This is a genomic window from Bradyrhizobium sp. 139 (assembly GCF_023074175.1).
In the GTDB taxonomy this organism is placed as follows: domain Bacteria; phylum Pseudomonadota; class Alphaproteobacteria; order Rhizobiales; family Xanthobacteraceae; genus Bradyrhizobium.
In genome coordinates, this window is the sequence record NZ_JADPKS010000008.1 from 99,474 (window position 1) to 113,737 (window position 14,264).

A 14,264-nucleotide genomic window follows, 5' to 3' on the forward strand; every position below is an offset into this window, starting at 1 on the left:
TTTGAGTTTCCTTCCTTGAACTACTTGGCCTCGATGCCGCACCAACTCGCGGTGAACAGCGCGAGCGCCTTGGTGACCCGCTTCACCGAAGCGAGATCGACGCGCTCGTTGAAGCCGTGTGCGCCTTCCATCTTGGCACCGAAGCAGAAGGCGGGAACGCCGAAGTCGAGCCCATAAAAGCGTGCGTCGGTCAGCGCGGTGGACGAAAAATCCGTCAGCCTGCGGCCGAACACACGCTCGTAGACCGAAGCCAGCACGGCTTCGCTCTCCTGAATCTCCGTCGCCTCGTAGCCCGGCGATAGGAAACCCGACCAGACGATCTCCGGCGGGTTGTTGGCGAGGAACGGATGCGAACGCGCCGCCTTTGCAACGAAATCCACGATCTCGGCTTGGGCGTCCGCGATCTTCCAGCCGGGCAGCACGCCGATGCGGCAATCGACGTCGCACCAGGCGGGAACGCTGGAGGCCCAGTCACCGCCCTTGATGATGCCCGGATTGAAATTGAGCGGATGATCGACCGACTTGAAGGAGGGGTGCGTCTTGGCGCGCTCGTTCCACTCGGCTTCGAGACCTTCGAGCTTCTGAATCAGATGAATGGCGGCCTTGATCGCATTCGAGCCGGTGCCGGCGCGCGCGACATGGACGGGTATTCCGCGCACCTTCAGCCGGAACCAGATCACCCCGACCTGGGCCCGCATCAGTTTTTCGTCGGTCGGCTCCGGCAGGATGCAGGCATCGGCGCGGTAGCCGCGCTGGAGCGTCGAGAGCGCGCCGAGACCGGTGCTCTCCTCCTCGATCACCGATTGCAGGTGAATGCGGCCCTTGGGCTTGTAGCCCGCGGCCTCGATCGCATCGAGCGCGTAGAGCGCCGAGATGGTGCCCGACTTCATGTCGCCGGCGCCACGGCCATAGAGCCAGCCATTCTCGACCACGGGCTGGAACGGCGGCCGCTTCCACATGTCGAGAGGACCGGCAGGTACCACGTCGCAATGACCTTGGAGGATCAGCGAGCGCCCCTCTTCCTTCGCCGGCCGGTAGGTCCCGACGACGGAGCGTGCACGCGAAAAATCGGTCTCGACCGGGCCGTAGCCGGGCAGCGTCTTGAGATCGTCCTGATTGATGACCCAGTCGTCGACCTCATAGCCGCGCTCGCGCAGGAGTTTTGCGAACATGTCCTGGCAGGGCGCTTCGGCCGCGCGCGTGCTCGGGATGGCCGTAAACGCGATCGTGGTGTCGATCTGCCGGTCAAAGGCGGCATCCACGGCGGCCTCGATGCGCTCACGCGCGCCGGCTGGAAGGGGAACGCGGTCGGTCATGAACTCATCCTTGCTGTCGGAATTTTGCCGGCCGCGCTCGCAAAGCCCGGCTGATCGAAAAAGTCGCGGCCCGGGATCGCATCGAGCAGGTCGCGGGTGTAGGCCGCCTGCGGCGCGGTGAATACGTCGGCGGTCGCGCCCTCCTCCACGATGCGGCCCTTCCGGAGCACGATGACCCGGTCGGCGATCTCGGCGGCGATACGCAGATCATGGGTGATGAAGATCATCGCGAGCTTCATCTCCTGACGCAGCTCGGCGAGCAGCGCCAGCACCTGGGCCTGCACGGAGACGTCGAGCGCGGACACCGCCTCGTCGGCGATCAGCACGCGCGGCTTGAGCGCCAGCGCCCGCGCGATGCAGATGCGCTGGCGCTGGCCGCCGGAGAATTCGTGGGGGTAGCGATCGGCGGCGACCACGTTCAGGCCGACGCGGACCAGCAGCTTCTTCGCCTGCTCCATCGCTTCCGCGCGCGACGTGCCATAGGCCATGGGGCCGCGCGCAATGGCATCGCCGACCTTCTGGCGGGGATCGAGGCTGGCAAACGGATCCTGGAACACGATCTGGAGCTGTTTTCGCGCCTGGCGCAGCGCCTCGCCGCGCAGCTGACGCAAATCCTGACCATTGAAACGGATGGCGCCGCCGTCGGGTTCGGTCAGCCGCATGATCATGCGGCCGAGCGTCGACTTGCCGGAGCCGGACTCGCCGACCACGGCGAGCGTCTCGCCCTCGTGCAAGGTCAGCGAGATGCCGTCGGCCGCGACCACCTCGCGCGGCGGCTGCAACCAGCCGCGCTTGACTCGGAAAGTCTTGTGAAGGCCAACAACCTCCAGCAGCGACTCGGGGCGGATGGTCTTGTGACGGACGTCGTCGAGCCGCGCCTTCGGCACTGCGTCGATCAGCTCGCGGGTGTAGGCTTCCTTCGGATGGCGCAGGACTTCCTCGACCGTGCCCTGCTCCACCACCTTGCCGTGACGCAGCACCACGACGCGGTCTGCGACATCGGCAACCACGCCGAAGTCGTGGGTGATCAGCAGCACGCCCATGCCGCGGTCGCGGCGGAGATCGTCGATCAAGCGGAGGATCTGGCGCTGGGTCGTGACGTCGAGCGCGGTGGTCGGCTCGTCCGCGATCAGGAGCGCCGGCCGGTTCGCCATCGCCATCGCGATCATGACCCGCTGGCGCTGGCCGCCGGAGAGCTCGAATGGATAGCTTTTTTCGAGCAGCTTTGGATTGGGCAGACCCACTTGCGTGAAGAGCTGCTGCACGCGCTCATGCACCTCGGCCGCCGATGGCGTCGGCCGCTGGTGGGAGAGGATCATCTCCTCGATCTGCTTGCCGACGCGCTTGAGCGGATTGAGCGAGGACAACGGCTCCTGAAAAATCATCGCGGCCTCGCCGCCGCGCAGGCGACGCAGCGCGCGGCGGTCGAGCTTGGTCGGATTCTGCCTCGCAACGGTCACAGCGCCCGAGGCGACGGCTATGCTCTTCGGCAGCAGCGACAGCACCGCATGCGCGATCATCGACTTGCCCGAGCCGGACTCGCCGACGAGGCAGACGACCTCGTTCGGCTTGACATCGAAGGAGACGTTCTCGACCGCGAAGGGACGATCGCCGCCTTCAGGCAGTGCGATCGAGAGGTTTTCGGCCGACAGAACAGGGACCTTGGCCTGCATGGCTTCGTTCATGACCGGCGCCTCGACACACGCGGGTTGAGGACGTCGGATAACCCTTCTCCGAACAGATTGATCGCGAGTACGGTGATGAGAATGGCGAGTCCGGGAAACACGCTCATCCACCAGGCATTGCGGATCACCGTACGGCCGGCGCCGATCATGAACCCCCAGGACATCAGATTGGGGTCGCCGAGCCCCATGAAGGACAGCGCGCTTTCGAGCAGGATCGCGGTTGCGACCGTCAGCGAGGTCACGACCAGTATCGGCGAGATCGCATTGGGCAGGATGTGGCCGAGCACGATGCGCAAGGTGCCCTCGCCCTGGCACAGTGCCGCCTCGACGAACTCCCGGTTACGCAGTCGCAGGAACTCGGCGCGGGTGAGGCGCGCCAGCGGCGGCCAGCTCACCGCGCCGATGGTCAGGATGATCGTGAGCAACGACGGATTAAAGGTCGCAACCAAGAGGATCGCGAGCACGAAGGCGGGGATGGTCTGGAACAGCTCCGTCATCCGCATCAGCACCAGATCGATCTTGCCGCCGAAATAGCCGGAGATCGCGCCGATCGTGACGCCGATCACCATCGCCGCTATGGCCGAGGCGATGCCGATCACGAGCGAGACGCGCGCGCCATAGGCGACGCCGGCCGCAACATCGCGGCCAAGCGTGTCGCCGCCCAGCAGCAGCCCGTCCTCGCCGGGCGGCGTGAAGGGCGCACTCACCATTTCCCAGGGCGAGACCGGGAAGACGATGGGTGCGATGATCGCCGTGATCACGACGATGAGCAGCACGACGAGGCCGACCATGCCTGAGGGATGACGCAGGAAGGCGCGGACCGCATCCATCACGCTGCTCCCGTCGTCATGCGCGGGTCGATCAACTTGTAGATCAGGTCGGTCAGGAGATTGAGGACGATGACGACGATCGACAGGATCAGGAAGATGCCGAGCAGCACGGGATAGTCGCGCTGAAGCAGCGCGTCGAAGGTGAGCCGCCCGAGGCCCGGCCAGGCGAACACGGTCTCGATGACGACGGCCCCGCCGACCAGCGCACCGGCCTGCATGCCAGCCACGGTGACGACCGGCACCAGCGCGTTGCGCAGCATGTGGCCGAGAACGATGCTCGGGCCGGACAGGCCCTTGGCGCGCGCGGTCTTGATAAAATCCTGCTGGGCAACCTCGATGATCGAGGAGCGCATCAGCCGAGCATAGATCGCCAGATAGATCGCCGCCAGTGAGGTCACCGGCATGATCATATGCTGGGCAATATCGAGCACACGCTCCAGCGGCGAGAGCTTGACGTTGATGGTCTCGTAGCCGAATGGCGGCAGCCAGCCGAGCGTGACCGAGAAGACCAAGACGAGCATCAGCCCGAGCCAGAACACGGGCGTCGCGTAAAGCACCAGCGACAGCACGGTGAAGACCGTGTCGAGCACACTGCCGGCTGCCAGACCCGCAAGTGCGCCCAGCGTCGTGCCGATCAGCAGCGCAAGGCAGAAGGCGGTCACCGTCAGCAGCAGCGTCGCCGGAAGGCGTTCGAGAATGAGATCGACCACCGCACGGCGCTGGCGATAGGAATAGCCGAGATCAAGCGTGATCACGCGGCCGAGATAGCTCGCGAGCTGCACGGCGTAGGGCTTGTCAAGCCCATATTCTTTCCGCAGATCGTCCAGCAGCTTTGGATCGGACGCGCCGGACTGTCCCGCCATGACCTGCGCGGGGTCGCCGGGGGCGGCCCGCACCAGCACGAAATTGAAGGTGGCGATGACGAGGATGACGGCGACGAGCTGGGCGATCCGGCTCAGCGCCATCAGCCCGACCGTCGCCGCGCTGCCGGGACGGATCACGATTTGTAGACCGACCCGAAGGTTTCGTGCGAACCGATGCCGGTCGACACGATGTTCTTGAACGCCTTGTCGTAGATGACGGGATATTCGAGCTCCAGCGTCCAGGCGACCGGCACGTCCTCGACCAGGATCTGCTGCACCTTGGAATAGAGCTCCTGGCGCTTGGCCTCGTCGAGCGTGACCGCGGCCTCGTCGAACAGCTTGTCGACCTCAGGGTTGGAATAACCCTCCGTGTTCGAGAACAAAATGCCCTTCTTGATGTTCGACGAGACATAGGTGCGGGAGACGCCGAGCGCGGGATCGCCGAGCTGGTAAAGCAGGTTCTGGGTCATCTCGTAGTCCCAGTTGCCGACCTTCTCGGCCCACCCTGCCATATCGGTGCCGACCAAAACGAGATCGATACCGACGCGGGCAAAGCTCTGGCGGAAGAATTCGCCGGCGCGCTGATAGGATTCGCCGTAGGGCGGCACGACATATTTGATCTCGGCCCGCTTGCCGTTGGCATCGGGCTTCAACCCCATCTCGTCGAGCAGCGCCTTGGCCTTGTCGACCGAGAACTCGTAGCGCTTGACCTTGCCGTCATAGAACTTCGTCTTGGACGAGATCGGGCCGGTTGCGACCTTGGCATTGCCGAAATAGACGCGCTTTGCGAGCGCATCGCGGTCGATCAGGTGCATCACCGCCTGGCGGAAGCGCTTGTCGTTCATCGGCGCGATGCGGTTGTTCATCTCGAGCCATTGATGCGGCGCGAAATATTCATAGCCCTTGGTGGTGACCTCGAGATTCTTCTGCGCCCTGAAACGCTGCACGTCGAAGAACTCGACGTCGGTCCACTGCACGAGTTGCACCGTGCCGTTCTCGAGCGCCAGCGCGCGCGAGGCCGAATCCGGGATGATCCGGTAGATGATCTCGTCGAGATACGGCTGGTTCTTGAGATAGTAGCCCTCGTGCCGCACCAGATGCACGTGCGAGCCGCGCACCCACTCCTTCAGCTTGAACGGGCCGGTGCCGATCGCCTTGTCGTTGAGCGGGTTCTTGCGGAAATCGGTACCTTCATAGATGTGCTTGGGCAGGATTGGCGCCGAGGTGCAGTCGAAGCAGCCGAGGAACGGTGCGAAGGGCTGCTTGAGCTTGAACACGACGGTGAGCGGATCGGGCGCTTCGGCCGAGGCGACGCGTGCAAAATTCTGCCGCGCGCGCGGATGCGTCTCGGTCAGCACCTTCATGCAGCTGAACACGACATCCTCGGACGTCATCGGCTTGCCGTCGTGGAAGGTGATGTTGGGGAACAGCTTGAACGTATAGGTCAGGCCGTCGGGCGAAATCTCCCAGGACTGCGCCATGCCGGGCATCGGCTTCAAATCGGCGCTGTACTTCAGAAGGCTCTCGTAGATCTTGCCGCCGAGCGTCAGCGTCGGCTGCTGCTGGTTGAAGGCGGTCACCAGCAGCGGCGGCTCGGGCTGGATGATGGTGTTCAGCGTTCCACCGCGAGTCTGGCCAGCTGCGCGCGTGATGCCGAACGGGATGGCGGCGCTGGCGGCCAGCATGGCCTGGGTGAATTCGCGTCTGTTCATCGAGCTCTCCGTGGCCGCATATCGACGTGAGATGGAGTTCGCCAAAGCCTCGCATTCAGTTTCTGCGAATGCCATTGGCTGAGCGCATTCTTGCCAAACTTCCTGTCCCGCGCTACCTGATCGGGGACAACAATCGTCGCGATCGGGCCATATTGGCCCGGAAGATGCATAAGAGCCTTGCGAAAAGGACCTGATCAAGGAGTTCACGACACGTGAAAGTCGTAGCGCGGCGAGATGTCACTGGCGAATTGCGTACCTGCAACAAACAGGTGGGCCCGGCGGCTGCAGCAAACTATGCCGGGCATCTTCAGACGATTGCGCGGCCGGTCGCCGCAATGACCGCAACCTATCCGAACGAGAGCACCAGCACGCGGCACGCGCATCGTCGCGACCAGTTCATCCTTCAGGTCACGGGCGTCACGGCGATGATGACCGAGCGCGGTCATTTCGTGGTTCCGCCCGGCCATGGCCTGTGGATTCCGGCTGGCGTGGTGCACCAGTCGCGCGCCTGGGGCGAAGTGGAGGCGCAGACGATCTATGTCACGCCCGATCGCGAACGGGAATCGTCGGACATGTGCCGCCTGATCCGTGCCTCCTCGCTCGTGGAGGCATTGATGGACGAGGCAGTGAGCATGCCGGAGACCTACGACCAGAACGGTCGCGACGGCAAGCTTGTCGAACTCCTGCTGACCGAGATCGCGCGCATGCCGGAGGTGACACTGCACGTGCAGGTGCCGCTGGACCCGCGTCTTGCGGCGATCTGCAAGGCCGTGCTCGGCGACCCCTCCTCGGACCTCACGCTCGACGACTGGGCCGATAAATGCAGCCTCAGCCGGCGGACACTGACGCGGCTCTTCCGCCGCGAGACCGGCCAGAGCTTTTCAGTGTGGCGGCAGCGCGTGCGGCTTCTGGAAGCCCTGGCCCGCCTGGGAGCAGGCGAACCCGTGACTTGCGTCGCGCTGGACGTGGGTTACGACAGCCCGAGCGCTTTCGCTGCCATGTTCAAACGCGAACTCGGCGCCGCACCGCGGCACTATCTTCGTTGGACCGACCAGGAAGTCGTGCTGCGCTAGGCGCTGGCGCTTCGCAGAAATGCGCACGCCGGTCTTCCGGCACACGCGCTCCGCCACCGGCCTCTGTCCACCCGGTCATGAGGCCGGCTGGACAGCTCCAGTCACCATCCCTAGTTTTTGATCAGGGAGCAGCGCGACTGCGACAAGGGCTGGAAGGCCTGATCGGCAGGGATCGTGGCAAGCACCTTGTAGTAATCCCAGCGTGCCTTGGATTCTTCCGGGCTTTTCACCTCGAACAGATACATGTCATGGACCATGCGGCCGTCCTCGCGGATCTTGCCGTTCTTGTAGAAGACGTCGTTGACCGGCAGCTCCCGCATCTTCTGCATCACGTCTTCAGTGCGGTCGGTGCCTGCGGCCTGGACAGCCTTGAGGTAATGCAGGACCGATGAATAGGTCCCGGTCTGCAGCATGTTCGGCATGGCGTTCATCGTCGCGTAAAAGCGCTTCGCCCATTTCCGCGTGTCGTCGTTCATGTCCCAATAGGAGGCTTCGGTGATCGTCAACCCCTTGGCCTCCTTAAGGCCGAGACCGTGGACGTCATTGATGAAGCCTGCCAGAGCTGTAAGCTTCTGTCCGCCCGAAGTCAGACCGAATTCCGCCGCCTGCTTGATCGAGTTGATGGTATCGCCGCCGGCGTTGGCGAGGGCGACGACCTTGGCCTTGGAGCCCTGCGCGGTCAGTAGGAGGGAGGCGAAGTCGGCAGTGCCGACGGGATGCTTCGTGCTTCCGAGAACTTTACCGCCAAGGGCCGTGACGACCTCGCCGGTGTCCTTTTCGAGGCCATGGCCGAACGCGTAGTCGGCCGTCACGAAATACCAGGTGTCGAAACCCTGGCTGACCAGCGCCTTCCCGGTGCTGTTGGCGATGGCAAAGGTGTCGTAGGCCCAGTGCGCCACATAGGGACCGCAGACCTCGTTGGTAATCCGCGTTGAGCCCGGCGAGCTCAGCGTGATGATCTTTTTCTTCTCCTTGGCAATCTCGAGGACGGCGAGAGCAGGCGAGGAGGATGCAACGTCGAGAATCGCATCGACCTTCTCGGTATCGAACCATTTGCGCGCGGCGCTGGCGGCAATGTCGGGCTTGTTCTGATGATCCGCCGAGACGATCTCGATCGGCATGCCCAGCACCTTGCCGCCGAACTCCTCGACAGCCATTTGCGCGGCGGTAACCGCGCCCTTGCCCGTGATGTCTGCATAGACGCCCGACATGTCCTCGATCAGCCCGATGCGGACGACGCCGTCCGAAACCTTCTCGTTCTGCGCAGCAGCGGCGCTGGTGCACAGCAACAGGCCTGCTGCAGCGCCCGCCACATAACGCAGACCGAATTCGGATCGTCTCATAGCCCTGCCCCTTTCCAATGAAGTCTTCTTGTCGTTGTCAGCAGCCACCGAGACGGCCGCGATGTCACTTGTCGCCAACCCTGTTCGCGAACGCGGCCAGACCTCGTTTGGCGTCCTCGCTGGTGAAAGTGCGCTGGCCGAGCCGGGCCTCGATGCGGAACGCTTCGGTGAGCGGCAGGTCCTGCAGCGTCAGCGCGGCCTCCTTGATGGTCTGGATCGCGACCGGGCTGAGCGCGGCGATCTTAGCCGCCAACTCGTAGGCCAGCGGTTCGACCTTGTCGGCATCGACGACGTGGTTGACAACACCCTTGGCCAGCATGTCGTCCGCCGAGAAGCGCTGCGCCGTCAGCATGACCTCCATCGCATGCGCGTAACCGATCTGCCGGACCAGCCGCACCAGCGTGCCACCGGCCGGCACGAAGCCGTGCTTCGGCTCGGGCAGCTGGAACACCGCATTTCGCGCGGCGACGCGGATATCCGTCGCCAGCATGATCTCGAAGCCGCCGCCCATGCACATCCCGCGGACGGCGCTGACGACCGGCTTGAAGAAGCCGGGAAACTTGATGTGAGCCGAATCCCACTCGGAGATATCGAAACGGTCGGACGCCAGCGCTGGAATGGACTCCGTGAGATCGGCACCGACGCAGAACGCCCGGTCGCCCGCGCTCGTCAGCACCACCACGCGAATCTTGTCGTCGTCCTTGAGCTCGACGAACGCGCGGCCGAGATCGTCATACATGGCGAGCGTTAAGGCGTTCAGCTTGTCCGGCCGGTTGATCCGGACCGTCGCTATATGGCCGTCCCCAGTGAAATCGATCGACATCAAATCGCTCCCGAAGCCTTGAGGTGAGCCAGCTCTTCGGGCGTCACGTCCGCGAGACGCGAGAGAATTTCGGCATTGTGCTCACCCGGCAGCGGCGCCTTCTCGAACGATGACGGCTCGCCTCCCGACAGCTTGATCGGCTGGCCGAACATGCCGATCAGCTTGCCCGCAACGGGAACATTGACGATCATGTTGCGCGCGGCGATATGCGGATCTTCGACCACCTCTGCAATGGTCTTGATCGCACTGAGCGGGATCTTGTCGCCCGCCATCTCCTCGAGCTCCGCCTTGGTGTAGCGGCTGAACCAGCGCTCCAGCAGCGGCTTGACCTTAGTCTCGGCGACGACGCAATCGAAACGCTTCTCCATCGTATCGATCTCGGGGTCTTTGGCGCGCTCGGGTTCGCCGAACAGCGCGCAGGTGATCGTCCAAAACTTGTCGGTGTAGCCGCCGAAGAAGACGTAGCCGTCCTTGCAGGGAAACTGGCCGTAAGGCCGCACGAACGGATGATCGTTGCCGAGTGGCGACGCGACGTCCTTCTCGGCGGTGTAGCGGACTACCGCATTCTCGGTCAGAGTGAGAACGGAATCCTGCTGCGAGACGTCGACGACCTGACCGATGCCTGAGCTCTCGGCCTCGCGCAGCGCGGCCAACGTTCCGATGGCCGCATAGAGCGATGCGGCGAGATCGCCGATAATGGTTCCGACGCGAACCGGCGGCATCTCGGCATAGCCGTTCATCGACCACAATCCGCCCGCCGCCTGCCCGGTATTGTCATAGGCGGGCTTGGACGAATTCGGCCCAGTGCGGCCGAAGCCGCTGATGGCGGTGTAGATGAGCCTTGGATTTTCCGCACGCAGCACCTCATAGCCGAGGCCGAGCTTGTCCATCGTGCCGGGGCGGAAGTTCTCGACGAGAATGTCGGCCTTGCGGATCAGCCTCTTCAGCAGCGCCTTGCCATCCTCGGATTTGAGATTGAGCGTGATGCCCTGCTTGTTGCGATTGAACTGGGTGAAGAAGGCGCTGAGCTGCTCGTCGCCGACGAAGGGCGGGAACGTCCTGGCATAGTCGGGATCGCTGGGATGCTCCACCTTGATCACGGTGGCGCCGAGATCGGCCAGCAGCATCGAGCAGAACGGGCCTGCAACGACGCGTGTGATGTCGAGAACCACGACGTTCTTGAGAGGGCCGCTGCGCGTGGCGCTTCCGCCCATGTCTTCTTTGTTCAAATCATCCTCCCATCCCCCGCGAGCGCCCGCCGGCATGGCGCGCAATCTCGCTTAAGGGGGTGAGCACCGAACATACATTTTCGAACCCATGCGTCGAGGCGACGAAATGCCTGCACGTCATGCAGGCATCGACACCTCACGAACGCAGCTTCTCCAAAACCTCCTTGGCGCGGTCGACGCGCACGTCGTGATCGGCAGCAAGTACGGCAGCAACCCTTACGATCTCGTCGCCGGCGGCACCTGCAACGATCGCGATGTTCCGGGCATGCAGCGCCATGTGCCCCTTCTGAATGCCTTCCGTCGCGAGCGCGCGCAGCGCACCCATATTCTGGGCGAGTCCGACGGCGACGGTGACCTCCGCGAGCTCCTGCGCGCTCTGCACGCCGAGAATTTTCAGTGCGGCGCGCGCGGCGGGATGAGTCTTGGTGGCGCCGCCGACGAGACCGAGCGCCATCGGCATTTCCAGCGTCCCGACGAGGTTGCCCTTGCCGTCGAGCTCCCAGTTGGACAGTGAAGTGTAGCGGCCGGAGCGGGACGCCCAGGCATGGGCGCCCGCCTCGACAGCGCGCCAGTCGTTGCCTGTTGCGACGACGACGGGATCGACGCCGTTCATGATGCCCTTGTTGTGGGTTGCCGCGCGGTAGGGATCGACGATCGCGAACGCACAGGCTTCAACGATGCCGCGCGCGACACGCTCGCCGCTGAATTCGTCGGTGTTCAACGCGTCCGGCGTGACCGACACCATGGCGCGAGCGATACGCAGATCCGCGTAATTCGACAGGATGCGCAGGCGCACCGTACCGCCAGTGATCCGCTCGACGATCGGCGCGACGGTCTCGGCCATCGTGTTGACCGTGTTGGCGCCCATCGCGTCACGGACGTCGACGATGAGATGCACGGCGAGCATCGGGCCGACCGGCGTGTCTTCGAAAATGTGAACCTCGATGTTCCGGCAGCCCCCGCCGAGCGAGATCAGTACCTTGTCCTTGGCATTGGCGGCCTCGATGATGTCCGAGCGCTCCTTCAGCACCCGCGCACGGGCCCCGTGGACGTCGGTCACGCCAAGCACTTGCACCTGCGCCCGCATGATCGGCCCGGTGCTCGATGTGTGAAAGCCGCCACTCTTGCGCACGATGCGCGCCATGTACGATGCCGCCGCGACGACGGAGGGTTCCTCGATCGCCATCGGAACCAGATAGTCGCGGCCATTCACGGTGAAATTGGTGGCGATGCCGACGGGCAGCTCGAACGTGCCAATGACGTTCTCGATCATGCCATTGGCGAGTTCGACCGGCAGCGCTCCAGCACCAAAGGCCTTGCTCTCGACCTCGCCAAGCGAGGTCGCCTCGGTCACGCGTCCCATCCGCTGCGCGGGCGAGAGGTTGCGCAGGTTTTCCAAGCGCGAGTTGATGTTTCGGGATTGCTGTCCCGCCTCGGGTCCGGTCATTGCCGCGTCTCCCCACCACAAGTTTTTTCGGTTGGAGCGACGTTAGGCAGCATCGCACTGCGGTCAAAAGGGACAATTTGAAAATACCGTCCACAACTGTACCCATCGTTGGGGGTGGGCGGACCTGGCGCTATGTCACTCGGAACACCCAATATTGCGGCTCGAGGTCGTGCGACACGTTGACAATCGCCCCATTGAACCTCCGGACAGCATCTGATTACTGTCAATTCAGGATACACTTCTGAACAGCTGTCCTACACCGTACCCGAGAGGAGAGACTGCTTGGCGCGAGCGCCCGATCAACGCGACTACGGAGCAACGCTCGCGGGCGGACTGGCGAATAGACTGCGTGCGCAAATCCTGTCCGGCGCAATGCTGGAAGGCAGCCGCCTGCCCTCGATCAGAAAAGCATCTGCAGAGTTTGGGATCTCCAAGAACACTGTGATCGAAGCCTATGACCGGCTCGTCCTCGACCAGCTAATCGCCGCCAAAGCCGGCTCTGGATTTGTGATCATTTATCGTGGCGATGACGGTGGCCGGCCGAGACACGTCTCGGAAGCTGTCGACATCGCCTCGCTGCTGAACGCCCAGCTCTCGCAGAATTTCGAGATCCGCGTCGGCGATGGGCGGCCGCCCGCGTCGTGGACCGAGCACTCGGAGATCAAGCGTTACCTCAGCAGCAATGGACGGATGCTGCCGGCCGATGCCGACGCCTATGGATCTGCGCTCGGATTCCTTCCGCTCAGGCAGCAAATCGCGTTGCGGCTCCAAGCGCAGCAAGTTGCCGTCAAGGACAACGGCCTTCTGCTCACATTCGGCGCAAACCACGCCCTCGACCTGGTGATCCGGGCGATGCTGTCGCCGGGCGATACGGTCCTTGTCGACGAGCCCGGCTACTATCCTCTGTTCGCAAAGCTCACGCTTGCACAAATCCGGATCGTCGGCGTCCGTCGGTCGCCCGACGGTCCCGATATTGACGACCTCACGGCCAAGATCCAGACGGAGCGCCCAAAACTGTTCTTCACGCAGTCCCTCGGACACAATCCGACGGGCGGCTCGATCACACTTCCCGTGGCACATGCCGTGCTAAAGGCGGCGATGCAATCCAACCTCGTGATCGTCGAAGATGATCCGTTCGCCGACCTTCCCATGGGCGCGGCCAACAGACTGGCGACGCTCGATCAGCTCAACAACGTCATATCGATCGGGACCTTCTCGAAAACGCTCTCCGCGAGCTTGAGGTCTGGCTTTATCGCAGCTCGCAGCGACCGCATCGCGACGCTCGCCGAGCTCAAGATGCTCACCACTGTCAACAGCTCCGGACATGTCGAGCGCCTGCTGCATCGCCTGCTCGTCGACGGCCACTACGACAGGCACCTCAAAAGGCTCGGGCAGCGGACCGAAGCCGCAGCAAGCCGCGTTCAGGCCGATTTGTTACGGGCGGGGCTTCGGATTTATTCCGGCGCCAAAGCCGGCTATTATGTCTACCTCCTGCTTCCGGACGGCGTGGACGACATGAAGCTCGCACGCGACGGTGCGAAGGAGAGCATCTTTATCGCGCCCGGAAGCTTGTTCTGTCTCGACAAGAACAGCCCGCTTGCTCGGGCCATTCGCATCAACGTCTCACGGGCCGACAACCCGAGATTCTACGAATTTCTGTTGCGTCAATTGTCGATCGAGCGGTTCAGGCGAAGACAATAGCGGTTGCCCGCAGGCCACCCATGGACATCCCAAAACTGTTCGGCGAGTTGATCCTCTCACCCGACCTGGATATGTAGTCCGCCTCCCACTGTATACTCCACAGCCGCATCGATGCCGTAGACCTTTCCCAACATCGACCGAGTGATCACTTCTGCTGGACGGCCGTGAGCAAATAACACGACATCGCCTCAACACGATGACCGTATCTGCCCATGACGCAGCCGCCTGGGCGCCATCAAAGT

11 protein-coding genes are annotated in these 14,264 nt (G+C 63.4%); 2 read left to right on the plus strand and 9 right to left on the minus strand.

Translation table 11 applies throughout. The features are described from left to right. Positions 1–20 precede the first annotated feature (20 nt). Genes IVA80_RS01445 through IVA80_RS01465 form a run of 5 tightly spaced genes read right to left on the minus strand, consistent with a single transcriptional unit; the run spans position 21 to position 6,406 of the window. A complete protein-coding gene (locus IVA80_RS01445; RefSeq protein WP_247424846.1) occupies positions 21–1,316 on the minus strand; it encodes an ArgE/DapE family deacylase in 1,296 nt (431 codons plus the stop codon). Continuing rightward, positions 1,313–3,001 carry an ABC transporter ATP-binding protein gene (locus IVA80_RS01450; RefSeq protein WP_247424849.1) on the minus strand — a complete coding sequence of 563 codons (1,689 nt, stop codon included), beginning with the start codon at positions 2,999–3,001 and terminating at the stop codon, positions 1,313–1,315. The genes IVA80_RS01445 and IVA80_RS01450 overlap by 4 nt, the downstream gene beginning before the upstream one ends. Next, the gene (locus tag IVA80_RS01455) at positions 2,998–3,831 is read right to left on the minus strand and encodes an ABC transporter permease (protein WP_247424852.1); all 834 of its coding nucleotides are present in this window, start codon (positions 3,829–3,831) and stop codon (positions 2,998–3,000) included. Before IVA80_RS01455 ends, IVA80_RS01450 begins: the two co-directional genes overlap by 4 nt. Beyond that, on the minus strand, positions 3,831–4,832 hold the full coding sequence (locus IVA80_RS01460; protein WP_247424855.1) for an ABC transporter permease: 1,002 nt from the start codon (positions 4,830–4,832) through the stop codon (positions 3,831–3,833). Before IVA80_RS01460 ends, IVA80_RS01455 begins: the two co-directional genes overlap by 1 nt. Then, positions 4,829–6,406, minus strand: a complete 1,578-nt coding sequence (locus IVA80_RS01465) for an ABC transporter substrate-binding protein (RefSeq protein WP_247424856.1) — start codon at positions 6,404–6,406, stop codon at positions 4,829–4,831. Before IVA80_RS01465 ends, IVA80_RS01460 begins: the two co-directional genes overlap by 4 nt. A gap of 212 nt (positions 6,407–6,618) precedes the next feature. On the opposite strand from IVA80_RS01465, the gene IVA80_RS01470 reads away from it, so the two are divergent. Further along, positions 6,619–7,479 carry a helix-turn-helix transcriptional regulator gene (locus IVA80_RS01470; protein WP_247424859.1) on the plus strand — a complete coding sequence of 287 codons (861 nt, stop codon included), beginning with the start codon at positions 6,619–6,621 and terminating at the stop codon, positions 7,477–7,479. A gap of 110 nt (positions 7,480–7,589) precedes the next feature. On the opposite strand, the gene IVA80_RS01475 is transcribed toward IVA80_RS01470, so the two are convergent. The 4 genes from IVA80_RS01475 to IVA80_RS01490 all read right to left on the minus strand — a co-directional run bounded on the left by IVA80_RS01475 (position 7,590) and on the right by IVA80_RS01490 (position 12,321). Continuing rightward, on the minus strand, positions 7,590–8,822 hold the full coding sequence (locus tag IVA80_RS01475) for an ABC transporter substrate-binding protein (protein ID WP_247424862.1): 1,233 nt from the start codon (positions 8,820–8,822) through the stop codon (positions 7,590–7,592). 64 nt (positions 8,823–8,886) lie between these two features. After that, the gene (locus tag IVA80_RS01480) at positions 8,887–9,645 is read right to left on the minus strand and encodes an enoyl-CoA hydratase/isomerase family protein (RefSeq protein ID WP_247424864.1); all 759 of its coding nucleotides are present in this window, start codon (positions 9,643–9,645) and stop codon (positions 8,887–8,889) included. Beyond that, on the minus strand, positions 9,645–10,874 hold the full coding sequence (locus IVA80_RS01485; RefSeq protein ID WP_247424867.1) for a CoA transferase: 1,230 nt from the start codon (positions 10,872–10,874) through the stop codon (positions 9,645–9,647). Before IVA80_RS01485 ends, IVA80_RS01480 begins: the two co-directional genes overlap by 1 nt. A gap of 136 nt (positions 10,875–11,010) precedes the next feature. Further along, a complete protein-coding gene (locus tag IVA80_RS01490) occupies positions 11,011–12,321 on the minus strand; it encodes a hydroxymethylglutaryl-CoA reductase, degradative (RefSeq protein WP_247424871.1) in 1,311 nt (436 codons plus the stop codon). Positions 12,322–12,603: 282 nt separating this feature from the next. Between IVA80_RS01490 and IVA80_RS01495 the strand changes: the two genes are divergently transcribed. Further along, positions 12,604–14,022 (plus strand): PLP-dependent aminotransferase family protein, encoded by a 1,419-nt coding sequence (locus IVA80_RS01495; RefSeq protein WP_247424875.1) that lies wholly within the window; start codon positions 12,604–12,606, stop codon positions 14,020–14,022. The last annotated feature ends 242 nt before the right edge of the window (positions 14,023–14,264 follow it).

What these genes read in the sequence shown, in the direction of transcription:
- IVA80_RS01445 (WP_247424846.1), bottom strand. Translation starts at nt 1,316, where the DNA reads ATGACCGACCGCGTTCCCCTTCCAGCCGGCGCGCGTGAGCGCATCGAG.
- IVA80_RS01450 (WP_247424849.1), bottom strand. Translation starts at nt 3,001, where the DNA reads ATGAACGAAGCCATGCAGGCCAAGGTCCCTGTTCTGTCGGCCGAAAAC.
- IVA80_RS01455 (WP_247424852.1), bottom strand. Translation starts at nt 3,831, where the DNA reads ATGGATGCGGTCCGCGCCTTCCTGCGTCATCCCTCAGGCATGGTCGGC.
- IVA80_RS01465 (WP_247424856.1), bottom strand. Translation starts at nt 6,406, where the DNA reads ATGAACAGACGCGAATTCACCCAGGCCATGCTGGCCGCCAGCGCCGCC.
- IVA80_RS01475 (WP_247424862.1), bottom strand. Translation starts at nt 8,822, where the DNA reads ATGAGACGATCCGAATTCGGTCTGCGTTATGTGGCGGGCGCTGCAGCA.
- IVA80_RS01480 (WP_247424864.1), bottom strand. Translation starts at nt 9,645, where the DNA reads ATGTCGATCGATTTCACTGGGGACGGCCATATAGCGACGGTCCGGATC.
- IVA80_RS01490 (WP_247424871.1), bottom strand. Translation starts at nt 12,321, where the DNA reads ATGACCGGACCCGAGGCGGGACAGCAATCCCGAAACATCAACTCGCGC.